This is a genomic window from Rhizobium pisi (genome assembly GCF_003938655.1).
Lineage (GTDB): Bacteria > Pseudomonadota > Alphaproteobacteria > Rhizobiales > Rhizobiaceae > Rhizobium > Rhizobium pisi.
Genome location: NZ_RJJT01000014.1, coordinates 165,422 through 180,348, shown reverse-complemented (window position 1 = coordinate 180,348; position 14,927 = coordinate 165,422). Strand labels below are relative to the sequence as shown.

At 61.3% G+C, this 14,927-nt stretch carries 14 protein-coding genes; 10 read left to right on the top strand and 4 right to left on the bottom strand.

The features are described 5' to 3' along the window. The 4 genes from EFD55_RS33485 to EFD55_RS20880 form a co-directional block, all read left to right on the top strand. On the top strand, positions 1 to 288 hold a 288-nt coding region (locus EFD55_RS33485; RefSeq protein WP_208653549.1), incomplete at its 5' end, for a hypothetical protein. Between the two features lie 28 nt (positions 289 to 316). Next, on the top strand, positions 317 to 1,279 hold the full coding sequence (gene speB / locus EFD55_RS20890) for an agmatinase (protein WP_125846937.1): 963 nt from the start codon (positions 317 to 319) through the stop codon (positions 1,277 to 1,279). A gap of 61 nt (positions 1,280 to 1,340) precedes the next feature. Beyond that, positions 1,341 to 2,273 (top strand): N-acetyl-gamma-glutamyl-phosphate reductase, encoded by a 933-nt coding sequence (gene argC / locus EFD55_RS20885; RefSeq protein WP_125846936.1) that lies wholly within the window; start codon positions 1,341 to 1,343, stop codon positions 2,271 to 2,273. A gap of 185 nt (positions 2,274 to 2,458) precedes the next feature. Beyond that, entirely contained in the window at positions 2,459 to 3,250 is a 792-nt protein-coding gene (locus EFD55_RS20880) for a sulfite exporter TauE/SafE family protein (protein WP_125846935.1), read from the top strand. 11 nt (positions 3,251 to 3,261) lie between these two features. Here EFD55_RS20880 and EFD55_RS20875 read toward each other — a convergent pair whose 3' ends face one another. Further along, positions 3,262 to 4,365: a COX15/CtaA family protein gene (locus tag EFD55_RS20875; protein WP_125846934.1), complete on the bottom strand. Its 1,104-nt coding sequence runs from the start codon at positions 4,363 to 4,365 to the stop codon at positions 3,262 to 3,264. Positions 4,366 to 4,481: 116 nt separating this feature from the next. Between EFD55_RS20875 and EFD55_RS20870 the strand changes: the two genes are divergently transcribed. Beyond that, entirely contained in the window at positions 4,482 to 4,691 is a 210-nt protein-coding gene (locus EFD55_RS20870) for a DUF2842 domain-containing protein (RefSeq protein WP_003573983.1), read from the top strand. Between the two features lie 119 nt (positions 4,692 to 4,810). Continuing rightward, the gene (locus EFD55_RS20865; RefSeq protein ID WP_125846933.1) at positions 4,811 to 6,052 is read left to right on the top strand and encodes a GNAT family N-acetyltransferase; all 1,242 of its coding nucleotides are present in this window, start codon (positions 4,811 to 4,813) and stop codon (positions 6,050 to 6,052) included. 29 nt (positions 6,053 to 6,081) lie between these two features. Here EFD55_RS20865 and EFD55_RS20860 read toward each other — a convergent pair whose 3' ends face one another. Continuing rightward, a complete protein-coding gene (locus EFD55_RS20860) occupies positions 6,082 to 8,253 on the bottom strand; it encodes a GumC family protein (protein WP_125846932.1) in 2,172 nt (723 codons plus the stop codon). A 192-nt stretch (positions 8,254 to 8,445) separates the two neighbouring features. Between EFD55_RS20860 and EFD55_RS20855 the strand changes: the two genes are divergently transcribed. From EFD55_RS20855 to EFD55_RS20840, 4 genes are read left to right on the top strand one after another with little or no spacing between them, the layout of a single operon-like run. Continuing rightward, positions 8,446 to 9,021: a polysaccharide biosynthesis/export family protein gene (locus tag EFD55_RS20855; protein ID WP_125846931.1), complete on the top strand. Its 576-nt coding sequence runs from the start codon at positions 8,446 to 8,448 to the stop codon at positions 9,019 to 9,021. Between the two features lie 3 nt (positions 9,022 to 9,024). Next, positions 9,025 to 10,194, top strand: coding sequence for a glycosyltransferase family 4 protein (locus EFD55_RS20850; protein WP_125846930.1), 1,170 nt, complete (start codon positions 9,025 to 9,027; stop codon positions 10,192 to 10,194). A 55-nt stretch (positions 10,195 to 10,249) separates the two neighbouring features. Beyond that, complete coding sequence (locus EFD55_RS20845) at positions 10,250 to 11,812, top strand: undecaprenyl-phosphate glucose phosphotransferase (protein WP_125846929.1); 1,563 nt, start codon at positions 10,250 to 10,252, stop codon at positions 11,810 to 11,812. Then, entirely contained in the window at positions 11,809 to 13,047 is a 1,239-nt protein-coding gene (locus EFD55_RS20840; RefSeq protein WP_125846928.1) for an O-antigen ligase family protein, read from the top strand. The genes EFD55_RS20845 and EFD55_RS20840 overlap by 4 nt, the downstream gene beginning before the upstream one ends. A gap of 54 nt (positions 13,048 to 13,101) precedes the next feature. On the opposite strand, the gene EFD55_RS20835 is transcribed toward EFD55_RS20840, so the two are convergent. Together EFD55_RS20835 and EFD55_RS20830 are read right to left on the bottom strand one after the other, a co-directional pair. Further along, positions 13,102 to 13,935 (bottom strand): carbohydrate ABC transporter permease, encoded by an 834-nt coding sequence (locus EFD55_RS20835; RefSeq protein ID WP_125846927.1) that lies wholly within the window; start codon positions 13,933 to 13,935, stop codon positions 13,102 to 13,104. Between the two features lie 5 nt (positions 13,936 to 13,940). Continuing rightward, positions 13,941 to 14,828: a carbohydrate ABC transporter permease gene (locus EFD55_RS20830; RefSeq protein WP_125846942.1), complete on the bottom strand. Its 888-nt coding sequence runs from the start codon at positions 14,826 to 14,828 to the stop codon at positions 13,941 to 13,943. Between the last annotated feature and the right edge of the window lie 99 nt (positions 14,829 to 14,927).

Here is a 14,927-nt window from a genome sequence, read left to right as displayed (position 1 = left end):
ACCAAAACCGGCCACGGCGTAAGCCGAAACCTCCTTCTTCGCCCTCTGCCAACACGACCGGCAAAGAATCCTATCGCCAAAAAAGCAAAACCCGCCGAAAAAATCGACGGGTTTGTCAGCAGTCTGAAGGCCGGGGAGACCCGGCCTTTTTGCTTTGTGCCGGTTCGCCTTGTTTCTCCTGCGCCTGCGGCATTCGCACGACGCGCCTGCAAGTGCTTTTGGCGGCCGCTCCATCTCCGATCGCTTGTAATTCGTCGTCCGGTCGCCTACCCGTTGTCGACGCCTTGACCTTTCACGACCGAAAAAGGAGCCCCCCTTGGCGAACAAGACCATCGATCACGCCTTCACGGCGACCAGCCTCACCTCCGCCGCCAGCGACCCGACCTTTGCCGGGGCGCTGTCCTTCATGCGCCGCCGCTTCACCAAGGAACTCGCTGGCGTCGACGTCGCCGTCTGGGGTATTCCCTTCGATGCCGCGACATCGAACAGGCCGGGCACGCGCTTCGGGCCGCAGGCGATCCGGCGCGCCTCGGCGATCTTCGACAATGATGCGCAGTATCCCTTCCACCGCGATCTCTTCGCCGACATGGCCGTGATCGACTACGGCGATTGCCTGCTCGATTACGGCAACCATCAGGATACGCCTGCCGCCATCGAGCGCCAGGCGAACGTCATCCTCGACAGCGGCGCCTTCCTGCTGACGCTCGGCGGCGACCACTACGTCACCTGGCCGCTGCTGAAAGCCCATGTGGCAAAACATGGACCGCTGGCGCTCGTGCAGTTCGACGCGCACCAGGACACATGGTTCGACGAGGAGCGGCGCATCGACCATGGCTCCTTCGTGGCGCGGGCCGCCCGCGAGGGCATCATCGATCCCGACCGCTCGATCCAGATCGGCGTCCGCACCCATGCGCCCGAGGATTGCGGCGTCAATATCCTTTACGGTCACCAGCTCGAGGATATGAGTGCCGGCGACATCGCCTCGGCGATCATCTCTCATACGCGCGGCGCGCCTGCCTATCTCACCTTCGATATCGATTGCCTCGATCCGGCCTTTGCGCCGGGCACCGGCACACCGGTGGCCGGCGGGCCGTCGAGCGCCAAGATCCTCTCGGTGCTGCAGCGCCTGCACCAGCTCGATATACGCGGCGCCGATGTCGTCGAGGTGTCGCCGCCTTACGACCATGCCGATATCACCGCCATTGCGGGGGCAACAGTGGCGATGTATATGCTGGGGCTTCATGCGGAGCGACGCGCCATCGCCGTGTCACAAGGCTGACTTATCATCGCTCAAACTGAATCCGGAAACATTCATAACCCATTGAAAGCGCAGGTTTAACATGGCACCGAAAATCTTCATCGACGGCGAACACGGCACGACGGGTCTGCAGATCCGCACGCGCATGGCAGGCCGCCGCGATGTGGAGCTTTTGTCCATTCCCGAGGCTGAGCGGCGCAACGCCGCCCTGCGCGAGGACATGCTGAACAGCGCCGACGTTGCCATTCTCTGCCTGCCCGACGACGCCTCCAAGGAAGCGGTCCAGATGGTTTCGGCCAACAACAATGTGCGCGTCATCGACACCTCGACCGCCTTCCGCGTCAATCCCGGCTGGGCCTATGGCTTTGCCGAAATGGACAGCGCACAGGCCGACAGGATCAAGGCTGCCCGCTTCGTCGCCAATCCCGGCTGCTACCCCACGGGAGCGATCGGCCTCCTCCGGCCGCTGCGGGCCGCCGGCATTCTGCCGGACGGATATCCCGTGACGGTCAACGCGGTCTCCGGTTATACCGGCGGCGGCAAACAGATGATCGCGCAGATGGAAAATCCGGATCATCCGGAGGCGATCACCGCGCCGCATTTCCTCTACGGCCTGCCGCTCACCCATAAACACGTGCCCGAGATGACCGTGCACGGCCTGCTCGATCGTGCGCCGATCTTCTCGCCGTCGGTCGGCAAGTTCGCGCAAGGGATGATCGTGCAGGTACCGCTGCATCTCGGCGATCTCGCCGAGGGCACGACGATGGAGAGCATCCATGCCGCGCTCGTCGCCCATTATGCCGGCCAAGACATCGTTCATGTCGTGCCGCTCGCGGAAAGCAAGGCGCTGCCCCGCGTCAACGCTGTCGAACTCGAAGGCAAGGACACAATGAAGCTCTTCGTCTTCGGCACATCGGGCGGTTCGCAGGTGAACCTCGTGGCGCTGCTCGACAACCTCGGCAAAGGGGCCTCCGGCGCCGCCGTCCAGAACATGGACCTGATGCTCGCCTCGTAAGGCCTGAGCGGCGGCATCGACGTGATGCGCGTTCGAGCTTCTCGTCGATCTCATCATCATGATTCTTCTCGCGGTCGCCTGCCTCGGCGGCCGCACATCGCTTTCGGCTCGATCATCGGCGACGGTTAAGCTATGAAAGTGGACCTTCCCAGCCTGCCGTTCCCCGAATCACGGAGCCTGATGTCATGACGCTCGATGCGCTCGTCGATGGCGCGCACGCATGGTTTACCGCCGCCCTGCCCGACCACGGCATCTACGCGCTGATGGCCTTTGCCTTCATCGCCGGGCTCGCGCGCGGCTTTTCGGGGTTTGGCGCTGCGTTGATCTTCGTTCCGCTCGGCGGTGCGATCGTCGGCCCGAAAATGATCTCGCCGATCCTGCTTGTCATCGACGGCATTGCGTCATTCGGGATGATTCCGCCGGCCTGGCGCGGCGCTAACCGGCAAGAAGTCTTCGTCATAGCGGCAGGCGCTACTCTCGGCATCCCGGCCGGCACGGCGATACTGGCCCTGCTCGATCCGCTGGTCCTACGCTGGAGCATTACGCTCATCGCCATCAGCCTGCTTGCGCTGCTGGTATCGGGATGGCGCTACCATGGGGAGCCGACCGCACCGCTTACCAGCGGCGTCGGGCTGATCGCCGGGCTTTTCAGTGGCGCCGCGCAGCTCGGCGGGCCGCCGGTTGTCGCCTATTGGCTCGGCGGCAAAAGCGACTTCACCCGCGTCAGGGCGAATGTCGTGCTCTATTTCTCGATTTCGAGCGTCGTCAGCGCCATCAGCTATTATTTCGGCGGACTGTTCGTGCCTGCCGTCTTCGCGCTCACCGTCGTCATCCTGCCGAGTTATGCGGTCGGGCTCTATGGCGGCTCGAAACTGTTCGGTCTCGCCGAAGAGCGGACCTTCCGCATCGCCTGCTACGTCCTGATCGCTGCCGCCGCTATCATCGGCATGCCGCTGCTCGACGGCGTGCTGCGCTAAGCCTGCTCGCTTCAATCGCGCTCGGCGATCACTGTCTCGTGCGGATATTCGCCGTAGTACCCGCGCCAGTTGGCGACGGCGAAACCGAAAACAACAAGTGCGCCGGCCTGGTGCAGCAGGCCCCAGTGAAGCGGCACCTGCATCAGCAGCGTGGCGACACCGATTGCCGCCTGCAACGTCACCAGCGAAAAGAGCAGGGCGGCGCGGCGTGCATGGGTGGTCCAAGGCGCTGCGCGAAGGGCGATCACCATGTTGATCAGCGTCAATGCAAAGAGCGTATAGGCGCCGATGCGGTGGATGAACTGCACCGTCTTCGGGTTCTCGAAGGCATTGATCCAGAAGGGCTGCTGGATCAGCAGGTCCGAAGGGATAATGGCGCCATCCATCAGCGGCCAGGTATTGTAGGAAAAGCCGGCATCGAGCCCTGCCACCAGCGCGCCGAGATAGATCTGGAACAGCGCAAAGATGGCGATTACTGCGGCAAAGCCGCGCGAGCTTCGCGCCGGTGCCGGATCGTCCGAATGCCTGGAGAGACCGCGCATAATCCACATGCAGCTGGCAAAGATCAGGCAGGCCATGACGAGATGGGTCGCCAGCCTGTACTGGCTGACATCGGTGCGGACGGCAAGGCCCGAGGAGACCATCCACCAGCCGATGAAACCTTGCAGCCCGCCGAGCGCCAGGATGCCGACGAGCGGCCAGCGCAGGCGCTTCTCGATTCGCCCCGTCAGCCAGAAATAGATAAGCGGCAGCGCGAAGATCACGCCGATGCCGCGCGCAATCAGCCGGTGCGCCCATTCCCACCAGAAGATGCCCTTGAACTCGTCGACCGTCATGGAGCTGTTCAATTGCTGAAATTCGGGAATGCGTTGGTAGAGCCGGAATTCCTCGTCCCATTCGGCGGCTGACAGCGGCGGGATGACGCCGTGGATCGGCTTCCATTCGGTGATCGACAGGCCGGAATTGGTCAGCCGCGTGGCACCGCCGACGAGCACGAGACAGAAGAGCGCCAAAAGCACGAAGCCAAGCCAGATGCGAACAGCGCGTCGGTCGCGGTTCTGCTTGCGCACTTCGCTCAGGATCGCCTGTTCCGTGGTGAGGTTCGCGACGGCCATGATGTCTCCTTCTAATCCGGCAGTTGATTTGCCCCACCGGCTCATGCAAAACAAGCCCCGAACCTTTGCGGCATGCCGTCGCGCCAGTTCGACCCCTCCATTGCAAGAGATAACCGATGCCCGTCCGCCTCCGCAAATTCATCGGCACGATTCTCATCATCGTGCTCGTGCTCGTCTATGCGCTGGTGGCGAACACGATCGCGGTGGCAACGCTCGGCAACGCGCCCTGGTGGGGACATCTGCTTTATTTCCTGCTCACCGGCCTGCTCTGGGTCTTGCCGGCGATGGTGATCATCAAATGGATGGCCGGACCGCGGCAGCAGTGAGGCCATTAACGGCCGAATAACCGTGATCGGCGGAAAACCTCGCCCGTCGCGTGCAGTTAAACCAAATATACGTCCTGCATCCCTACTTTCCGCTCAGTATTCTTGACCGGAGAACACCCTTGCAGACGCAAAAGCTAGATGTTCATGAACAGCCGTCAGACGGCGTGGCGCTGGCCGACACGGCCATTTCCCGCCTGCGCCAGCTGAGCATGAAACTCGCCATGGCCGAAATTGACATCAGCGTTTTCGACAGCATGCAGCCGCTGGAGGACGACTGGCGGGCGCTGGAGCGCGACAATCTTCAATCCTTGCATCAAAGCTACGACTGGTGCGCCGCCTGGGTGAGCGCCTTTCAGCGTCCGCTTGCGATACTCAAGGGCACCTATGACGGTCAGACCGCTTTCATTCTGCCGGTCGAGATCGTCAAGTCCCGTGGGCTTTCCGTCGCGAAGTTCATCGCCGCCGATCACAGCAATATCAATACCGGCCTGTTTTCCGAGAGTTTTGCAGAGAGCGGCGGCAGCATCGATGCCGACAAGTTCGCCGGCCAGCTCCAGCACGCACTGAAGGGCCAGGCCGATCTCCTGTTGCTGCAGAACATCCCGTTGCAATGGCGCGAGCGGCAGACCCCACTCACGGGGCTCCCAATGGTGCAAAACCAAAATCACGCCTACCAGCTGCCGTTCCACTCCACTTTCGAGGAAACGCTGAAACAGCTTAACGCCAAGGGCCGGCGCAAGAAATTCCGCGTTCAATCGAAGCGTCTGGAGGCAGCCGGCGGTGTCGAATACGTCATTCCCAAGTCATCGGAAGAACAGCACCACCTGCTCGATACGTTCTTCCGCCTGAAGAGCGTTCGCTTCGCCAACCTCGGCCTGCCCGACGTCTTCGCCGACAAGGAAACCCGAGCCTTCCTGCACGGCCTCCTCGACAAACGCGATGACGCCAACCGATATTTCGGGCTGCAGATGCATGTGCTTCGGCTCAAGGGCGAAAATCAGGGCCGCATCGCGGCGATTTCAGGGATTTCGCGCAAGGGCGACCACATCATCTGCCAGTTCGGCGCGATCGATGAAGAACTCGTTCCGGATACGAGCCCCGGCGAATTCCTTTATTGGCAAACCATCTCGGGACTGCATGGCAAGGGTGTCGCGCTGTTCGATTTCGGCCTCGGCGACCAGACCTACAAGCGTTCCTGGGCGCCGGTCGAGACCGCGCATTACGACGTCGTGCTGCCGGTTTCGCCGTTCGGCATCGTCGGTGGCGCCGCGCATCGGATCGTCACCCGCGGCAAGGCGCATATCAAATCGCGCCCGAAACTCTATAGATTCGCCCAAGGCATCCGCGCCCGGATCGGCTGATTGCCAGGCGCTTCGCGTTGAATTTGATTTTAGGCGGCGCGGCCGAGCGCCTGTTCGGCCCCCTCGCCGCCCGACATCAGCACGACGCGCTCGTAGCCTGCCGCCTGGAATTCCGTCATCAGCGTCACGAAGATTGTCTCCTCCACCTCCGGCAGGGAGAGGATGATCTCGATGTCCCGGCTGCGCGTCAGCCGCGAGACGCCGGCGACATCAGCCGCACCGCATTCGACCACCACCAAGTCATAGGCGGCGGCGAGCGCATCGAGCAGAAGCGACAGCCTGTCGACACCGCGCATGGCACGGCGCACGTCGCTCTGGCCCTGCGGGATCAAATGGGCATCGGAAAGGCGGTCGCTGTGGATTGTGTCGCCGAAGGCAGCCTCGCCGCAAAGCAGATCGGTGACTCCCAGGGCGGACCGGTCCTCGGCCATCAGTTCGGTCGGGCATCCGGAACCGGTCATGTCGATCAGGATCACGCGGCGGCCGGCATCGGCGAGCATGCGGGTCAGCGAAACCGTTGCCGCCGAACCATTGTCACCGGTCGGAGATATGGCAATAGCCAGCGGCGCACGACTGCTTGTGAGATAATCCGCAACGGAAGCAACCGAGAATTCATTGTCGTCCTCCGGCGCCTCCTCGGCAGCCTTGACTGCCTCGACGGCGTCATCCTCTTCCGCGACAATCGCGAGCATGCTCGGCTGGACGGGTTTTCTGACAGCCTTGGCGACGACCGGAGCCGCCTCCGGCACATGTTCTTCCTCGATGGCCTTGCTCTCCTCGGTCAGCTTTGGGGAAACATCGACGGGGCGCAGCGCCCGGCCGCTGAAGAGCTCGGCCAGCATGATGACGATAGCGCTGATGATCAGCGTCGCGACGGCCGCGACGATGACGATGGGCACGACCTTCGGGAAATAGGGATCGACCGGCTCGATCGCCCTCGAAACGATGCGAGCGTCGGCGGGGCTCGAATTGCTGTCGGCGCGGGAAGCGGCCTCACGGTAGCGAACCAGATAGGTTTCAAGCAGCTGGCGCTGAGCGGTCGCCTCGCGTTCCAGCGCATTGAGGCCCACCTCGTCCTCACCGGCGCGAGCGCTGGTGGCCTGCACCGTGTCCGACTGGCGTTCTAGCTCCTTCGCCCTCAGATCTGCGACCTTGGCTTCATTCTCGATGCTCGCCAGGATCTTCTGCGTCTCCTGGCGGATCTGGGTGCGGATGTCGGAGAGCTGGGCGCGCAGGCTTTTCAGCCGCGGGTGATTGTTGAGAAGGCTGGTCTGCAGGTCCGAGATCTGCGACTGCAGGCCGGATTCTGTTCCCTTTAGCCGCTGGATCGCCTGCGAGGACATGATATCTGGCAGCGTATCGAATGCCTCGCCCGAAGACAGCGCATTGCGGACCGACTGCGCTCTCGCCTCGGCATTGGCCTTGTCGCCCCGCACGCGGGTCAGCTCGGCGGAAATATCGTTCAGCTGCTGGGCCGGAAAGGTGGTCGTGCCGTTCGTCTGCAACAGCCCGTGGGTCGTGCGGTATTTGGCGACCTTCTTTTCGGCCTCGCTGACCTTCTGGCGCAGGCCTTCGATCTCCGGCTCCAGCCAGCGCGTCGCCTCGGAGTTTGAATCGAGCTTGGCGCCGCTCTGGGTCGAAAGATAGACATTCGCCATGGCATTCGGAATGGCGGCGGCGAGCTTCGGATCCTTCGAGGTGAAATTGATGCCGATGACGCGCGAACCCGGTACCTGATAGACCTGCAGACGCTCGATGAACGCGTCGATGATGCGCTCTTCGGGCGGGTTTTCCAGCGGGTTCTTCTTCAGGTGCAGCTTCACCAGAATGCTGCTCATGGCCGAGCCGTTGGCGGCATCGTCGAATTCCGGCAGGTTATAGAGCTTCAGGTCGTTGATGACCTTCTTGAGGAGGTCGGCCGACTGGAGGAGCTGTACCTGGCTCGCGATGTTCAATTCGTCCATCAGCGGGCCGGCGCTGGCATCGTTGATCTGCTGTGTATTGGCGAAAGCCGGCGCGCGGGGTTCGATGAGGAGGCGTGTTTCGCTGCGATATTGCGGCGACATGATCTTGGCGCCGGCAAAGGCGATGCCCGCCCCCACGAGGGTAATCGTCAAAATCCTGAGACGGCGGGCCCAGACCGCGCGGACCAACTGGCCAAGGTCGATGTCCACATCCTGATCACGAGCTACGCCGGACATGCTCTTACTCCACAACAAAGGTGCCGCAAGCGTAAACGACCATGGTAACTCAACGGTTAATGGCAATCTCGCCAGAAAATGACTGATGATCTCAGGAGGAACGCGGGAAATTACGTCAGTCCTTTACCGGGCATTAACCCTAACGGATCGATAACGACTTCACCGAGTTCATTTTCTGTGAGCACAAAGCGGATGTCATTCGCCCCGCCCAAGATCCTGTTGGCCCTGAGCCTTGCAGCCATGACGGCAGCATTGGGCGGCTGTACGACGTACAAGCCAGCCCCTAAGGCCTTCAACGAGGCGACGATCCAGCCCTATACGCTCGACAGCGGCGATCGGCTGCGCATTACAGTCTTCGACCAGCAGAGCCTGACCAACACCTATACGGTGGATCAGGCCGGCTATATCGCCTTCCCCCTCATCGGCCAGGTCCCTGCCCGCGGCCGAACCCTGCAGCAGCTTTCCGGGCAGATCGCCCAGAAATTGCAGCAAGGCTATCTTCGCGATCCCGATGTCACCATCGATGTCGATCGCTACCGCTCGATCTTCCTCATGGGCGAAGTCGGCCAGCCCGGCCAGTATGCCTATGTTCCCGGCATGACGGTACAGAACGCCATCGCAGTTGCCGGCGGCTTCACCAGCCGCGCCAACCAGAGCATGGTCGACGTCACCCGCAAGATCAACGGACAGGTGCTGACCGGCCGCGTCAACATATCGGGGCCGATCATCGCAGGCGATACGATCTACGTTCGCGAACGGCTCTTCTGAGCAATGGAAGAACAGCCGCCGCTCCGCATCCTCCATTGCTTCAGGTCGCCGGTCGGCGGGATCTTCCGCCATGTCCGCGATCTCGTCGAGGAGCACAGCAAGGCCGGTCATGAAATCGGCATCCTCTGCGACAGCTCGACCGGCGGCGAGCATGAGGATCGTCTGTTCGACGATATTCGTCCCTTTCTCTCGCTCGGCCTGACACGCGTTCCGATCCGGCGCTCGATCAGCCCGTCCGATATTGCGACGATGTGGGATACATACAAGAAAATCAAAAGTTTGCGGCCGGATGTGCTGCACGGACACGGCGCCAAAGGCGGCGTGCTCGCGCGACTTGCCGGCTCAGCGTTGCGGGTGAACAGGTATCGCGTAGCCCGCCTCTATACCGCGCATGGCGGAAGCCTGCATTATTCGCGCTCTTCGCTCGGTGGACAATTCGTCCTCCGGATGGAGCGCCTGCAGGAATACTTCACCGATGCGCTGGTCTTCATCTGCGAATACGAGCGCGATACCTATACGCGCAAGGTCGGCCGGCCGCGGACAAAGACGAGACTGATCTATAACGGCATCGGCGAGCGGGAATTCGAGCCGATCTATACCCGGTCGGATGCCGTCCATTTCATCTATGTCGGAATGCTCCGGGACCTCAAGGGTCCCGATCTGTTTATCGATGCCTTCGCCAAGACCGAACGGCTGCTCGGCCGGCCACTTTCAGCGCTGATGATCGGCGACGGGCCCGACCGCGATCGCTACCGCGAGATGATGGTCGAGCGCGGCCTCGGCAAACGCATCGGCATGCTGCCGGCGATGCGCATCCATGAAGCCTTCGCCATGGCGCAGAATCTCGTTGTTCCCTCGCGCGCCGAAGCCATGCCCTATATCGTCCTCGAAGGGCTCGGCGCCGGCAAGACGATCATCGCCAGCCGCGTCGGCGGCATCCCCGAGGTGCTCGGCAAGGACAGCGCAGCACTTGTGGAGCCCGGCAATTCCGACGATCTTGCCCGTGTCATGGCGGAAACGCTGAGCACGCCCGGCTGGCATGCCAAGACGATGCCCTCGCCTGAAGCGGTACAGGCCGTTTTTTCCTCGAGCGTCATGGCACGCGATGTCCTGAAATTGTATTATGAGCTGGTCAATCCCGCTGCCGGCCAAGCAATACCCATCGCCTCGTAAATATTTCTTAGGGGCTTGCTGCTATTTCGCTTGTGACAACGAGCGACAAAACCCCATGAACAAGTTGGAAAAAGGCGATCAATTCGACTTGGAAGCGCTGCGCAGGCAGGTTTCCGACATCGAAGTTCGCGGCGACACGGCTCAGGAGAAACCTTCCGAGCCGACAGAGATCAATCCTTATGCCCGGCAGATCGCCGAACAATTCCGCGACGGACCCTATTCGCCTGCGATCATCATCGGGCAATTGCGGCTGCTGGAATTCCTGGCGCTCTTCGTCATCGCCCTGATCGCCCACATTTTCTGGCCCGGCGACGGGAGCGACTCGCTGTTGGCGCGCGCCGGCATGGCGGCGATCGCCTCGGCCCTGACCGTCGTCGCCCTGCAGCTTGCCGACACCTACACCATTCCCGCGCTTCGGGCCAAGCTCAGGCTGATGCCGCGCATCCTCGCTTCCTGGACGATCGCGCTTGTCCTGACCGCCGGCCTGTCCGCGCTGGTCCGCGGGGGGACATGGGCAATGTTCGATGCCTACATTCCATGGTTCGTCGCAGGCGCGCTCTTTCTCGTGGCCGAGCGCTTCCTCGTCGCTTACGGCATCCGTAACTGGGCGCGCAATGGCATCATGGAGCGGCGCGCGGTCATCGTCGGCGGTGGCGAGCCGGCCAAGGACCTGATCCGCATCCTCGAACAGCAGGCCGATAACGACATCCGCATCTGCGGCATCTTCGACGACCGCGGTGAGAAGCGCTCGCCGATCATGGTCGCCGGCTATCCGAAGCTCGGCACCGTAGCCGAACTCGTCGAATTCGTGCGGCTGACGCGCATCGACATGCTGATCATCGCCCTGCCGCTTTCGGCCGAGGCGCGCATTTTCGATCTCCTGAAGAAACTCTGGATTTTGCCGGTCGATATTCGCCTTGCCGCGCACGCCAACCGGCTGCGTTTCAGGCCGCGCGCCTATTCGCATGTCGGCACGGTGCCGATGCTCGACATCTTCAAGAAGCCGATCCGCGACTGGGATTCCGTCGCCAAGCGCGGCTTCGACATCTTCTTCGCCGTGATCGCGCTTTCGCTGCTCTGGCCGCTGATGCTGGTGACCGCGATCGCCATCAAGGCGACCTCGGAAGGCCCTGTTTTCTTCATGCAGAAGCGCCACGGCTTCAACAATGAAGTCATCAACGTCTTCAAGTTCCGCTCGATGTACACCAACATGGGCGACCCTACAGGCAAGGCCGCGGTAACCAAGGGCGATCCGCGCGTCACCCGCGTCGGCCGCTTCATCCGCAAGACCTCGATCGACGAACTGCCGCAGCTTTTCAACGTACTAAGAGGCGATCTGTCGCTCGTCGGTCCGCGTCCGCATGCCGTTCTCGCCCAGGCCCGCGACCGTGCCTTCGGCGATGTCGTCGAGGGTTATTTCGCCCGACACCGCGTCAAGCCCGGCGTTACCGGCTGGGCGCAGATCAACGGCTGGCGCGGTGAAGTGGATAATGACGAGAAGATCAAGTTCCGCACCGCCTACGACCTTTATTATATCGAAAACTGGTCGCTGTGGTTCGACCTCAAGATCCTGTTCCTGACGCCCATCCGGCTGCTGAATACGGAAAATGCCTATTGAGCGCGATCGAGGCGACATATCCCCGTGTCGCCCAGCCGCAGCGGATGACGCTGCGCCTGATCGGCTCGGCCTTCGTCGCTTTCGGCGTCTTTCTTTCCGGCTTCGTCATCGACGAACCGGCACCCTATGAACTCTGGATGGCAGGGCTGGTCGGCCTGTGGTTCATCCTCGGCCTCAAGATTTCGCGCGGCGTGGCGCCGCTGCTTGCCCTGCTCCTCACCTTCAATATCGGCGGTATGCTGTCGCTGACGCAAATGAAGGATCTGGCGACCGGACCGATGTATATCGCGGTGTCGACCTTCCTGGCGCTGACGGCGGTCTTTTATGCGGCAATCATCGAGGACAGCCACAAGCGGCTGCCGCTGATCTTCAACGCCTGGACCTTCGCAGCCGTCGTCACGTCGGCGCTCGGCGTACTCGGTTATTTCCACGCCTTTCCGGGCTCCGAAGTCTTCACGCTCTACGACCGCGCCAAGGGCGCCTTCCAGGATCCGAACGTCTTCGGCCCGTTCCTGGTGCCGCCCTCGCTCTATCTTATCCACGGCATTCTGGTCGGCGACCTGAAGAAAGCGCCCCTGAAGGCTGCCGCCCTGCTCGTGCTTGCACTCGGCATCTTCCTCTCCTTTTCGCGCGCCGCCTGGGGGCTCTTCGCCCTTGGCGGAGTGCTATTGATCTTCCTCATGCTGCTGAAAGAGCGCAGCGGCGCCTTTCGCTTGCGGGTCCTGATCCTGTCGCTGGCCGCGATCATCATGCTGGTCGCCTCGCTGCTGGTGGCGCTGCAGATCCCGAAGGTCGCCGGACTGTTTTCGGCGCGCGCCCAGCTGGTACAGCAGTATGACGGCGAGCATCTCGGCCGCTTCGAGCGCCACCGGATCGGCTTCACCATGATGATGGAGCGCCCGCTCGGCATCGGGCCGCTGGTGTTCGGCACGATGTTTCCCGAAGACGAGCACAATATCTGGCTGAAATCGCTCACCACCTATGGCTGGCTCGGCTTCGTCAGCTATGTCGGCATGCTGCTCTGGACGCTCACCATCGGCTTCCGCAACCTGCTGCTGGACCGGCCCTGGCAACGTTTCCTGATGATCGCCTGGATCTCCGTTTTCGGCCATGCGGCGATCGGCAATGTCATCGACATCGACCATTGGCGCCATGTCTACCTGCTGCTCGGCACGGTCTGGGGCTGTGCGGCGCTGGAAGCGCGCCACCAGCGAAGCCCCAAAGGAGCGGCGTGAGGTCTTGCCGCCTAGCCTATCGGCCCGAAAATCGGAATCGATTTTCGGGGCTGACTATTTCGTCGCTCCCGCCGTCAAGCCGGCAATAAACCGCCGCTGGAAAACGAGATACGTCAGGATCAGCGGAGCAATGACAATCACCGCGCCGGCAGTCAGAACCGGCGTATTGACGGTGTAGCGTCCCTGGAAAAACAGCATGCCGAGGGGCAGCGTCCGATAGGCGTCGTCGTTGACCAGAATGAAGGGAATGAGAAACTCGTTCCAGGTCCATATGAACAGGAACAGCGCCAGCGTCGACATTGCCGGCACCATGAGCGGGATGACGATCTTGCGCAGAATATAGAAGCGCCCGGCGCCGTCCAGGACCGCCGCTTCGAGAATTTCTTCGGGCAATTGCTGCATCGCACTGGCGAGGAAGATCGTCGAGAATGGTATCGACATCGCGATCTGCGGCACGATCACAGCCGCATAGGTATTGATCAAGCCGAGATACCGCATCTCATAATAAAGCGGGATGATGAAGGCTTCGGCCGGCACCATCATGCCGATTGTCAGGATGCCAAACAGCGTGCGGCGGAGCGGGAATGACAGATAGGCGAAGGCAAAGCCCGTCAGCAGGCCCAGAAAGACGCTTGCCGCAACGACGGGTATGACAACGATGATCGAATTCCAGAAGTAGATATTGAAATGCCCGGCGTTCCAGGCATCGACGTAATTTTCGAAATGTGGATATGCGGGTAAGGCGAACGCCCCCTTCAGAACGTCGGCCTTGCTCTTTATCGACGTCAGAAGCAGAAGCAGGAACGGTGTGATCGTTACGAAAGCGAGAAGCCAGAGGATAATGCGAAACGATAGCGCTGCGGCGGGGATGTTAGACGAACGGCTCATCAAGCCTATCCTTTATTCTGCGAGCCCACCAACCGGTGAATTGCATAGTTGATTGCGAATGTGAGGAGCGCGCCGACAATGGCGATGGCCGCCGCGGCGCCGAACCGATTGAGTTCGAAGCCGAGCTGATACATGTAGATATTCGGCACGAGCGTCGCATTGGCAGGCCCGCCCCGGGTCATCGTGAATATCAGGTCGAAGCTTTTGATCGACGCGATGACCGTCAAGAGCAGAACCACCCTTATCTCAGGCATCAGAAGCGGCAGGGTTATCCAGAAAAAGGTCTTTCGCGCCGAAGCGCCGTCGACCTTGGCAGCATCGAAAAGCGATGGGTCGATGCGCTGAATTCCGGTCAGGAAAATGACCATGCAAAAACCGAAGAAGTACCAGGTCGCAACGATCCCGACCGCGGGAAGAACGAAGTCGAAATCTCCCAGCCATGGGAGTGCGAACGCGCCCAAGCCTATCGCTCTCAGAAACTGATTGAATGGGCCAAATGCGGGATTGTAGAGCCACGCCCAGATGATGCCCAACACGGCAGTCGGCATGATATAAGGCAGGAACAGGAACGTACGCAGGGCAAGCTGTTCGCGCTGCTTCAGATTCCAGACGCACGCAGCAAGGGCTATGCCGAGCACGAGCGGCAGGACACAATAGAAAATCATCAGCTCGGCATTGTTGCGCAAGGCAATATAAAAACGATCATCGGAAAAGAGATCGACATAATTGCCGAGGCCAACCCACTTGGGCACGGTGAGGCCGTCCCAGCTGGTCAGGCTCAAGCCCAAAGCCGCGACAATCGGCCCGAAGACAAAAGCCGCGTAAAGCAGCAATCCAGGCAATAAATAGATCCAACTGGTATGTTCGGAGCCATCAAGTGGGGAGCGCTTCATCCGGTACTCCATGAAGCCAAAGCTATCGTCGTTGCGCCGCAAGCCTGAGATCGCGGCGCTGATTTTTAACTGAGGTCGACGAGACGCAGGCCACGGGCG

Bases quoted from the DNA above. Each gene is read 5' to 3' on its own strand.
- argC (WP_125846936.1), top strand. From the start codon at position 1,341: ATGGCACCGAAAATCTTCATCGACGGCGAACACGGCACGACGGGTCTG.
- EFD55_RS20880 (WP_125846935.1), top strand. From the start codon at position 2,459: ATGACGCTCGATGCGCTCGTCGATGGCGCGCACGCATGGTTTACCGCC.
- EFD55_RS20875 (WP_125846934.1), bottom strand. From the start codon at position 4,365: ATGGCCGTCGCGAACCTCACCACGGAACAGGCGATCCTGAGCGAAGTG.
- EFD55_RS20870 (WP_003573983.1), top strand. From the start codon at position 4,482: ATGCCCGTCCGCCTCCGCAAATTCATCGGCACGATTCTCATCATCGTG.
- EFD55_RS20860 (WP_125846932.1), bottom strand. From the start codon at position 8,253: ATGTCCGGCGTAGCTCGTGATCAGGATGTGGACATCGACCTTGGCCAG.
- EFD55_RS20855 (WP_125846931.1), top strand. From the start codon at position 8,446: ATGTCATTCGCCCCGCCCAAGATCCTGTTGGCCCTGAGCCTTGCAGCC.
- EFD55_RS20850 (WP_125846930.1), top strand. From the start codon at position 9,025: ATGGAAGAACAGCCGCCGCTCCGCATCCTCCATTGCTTCAGGTCGCCG.
- EFD55_RS20845 (WP_125846929.1), top strand. From the start codon at position 10,250: ATGAACAAGTTGGAAAAAGGCGATCAATTCGACTTGGAAGCGCTGCGC.
- EFD55_RS20835 (WP_125846927.1), bottom strand. From the start codon at position 13,935: ATGAGCCGTTCGTCTAACATCCCCGCCGCAGCGCTATCGTTTCGCATT.
- EFD55_RS20830 (WP_125846942.1), bottom strand. From the start codon at position 14,828: ATGAAGCGCTCCCCACTTGATGGCTCCGAACATACCAGTTGGATCTAT.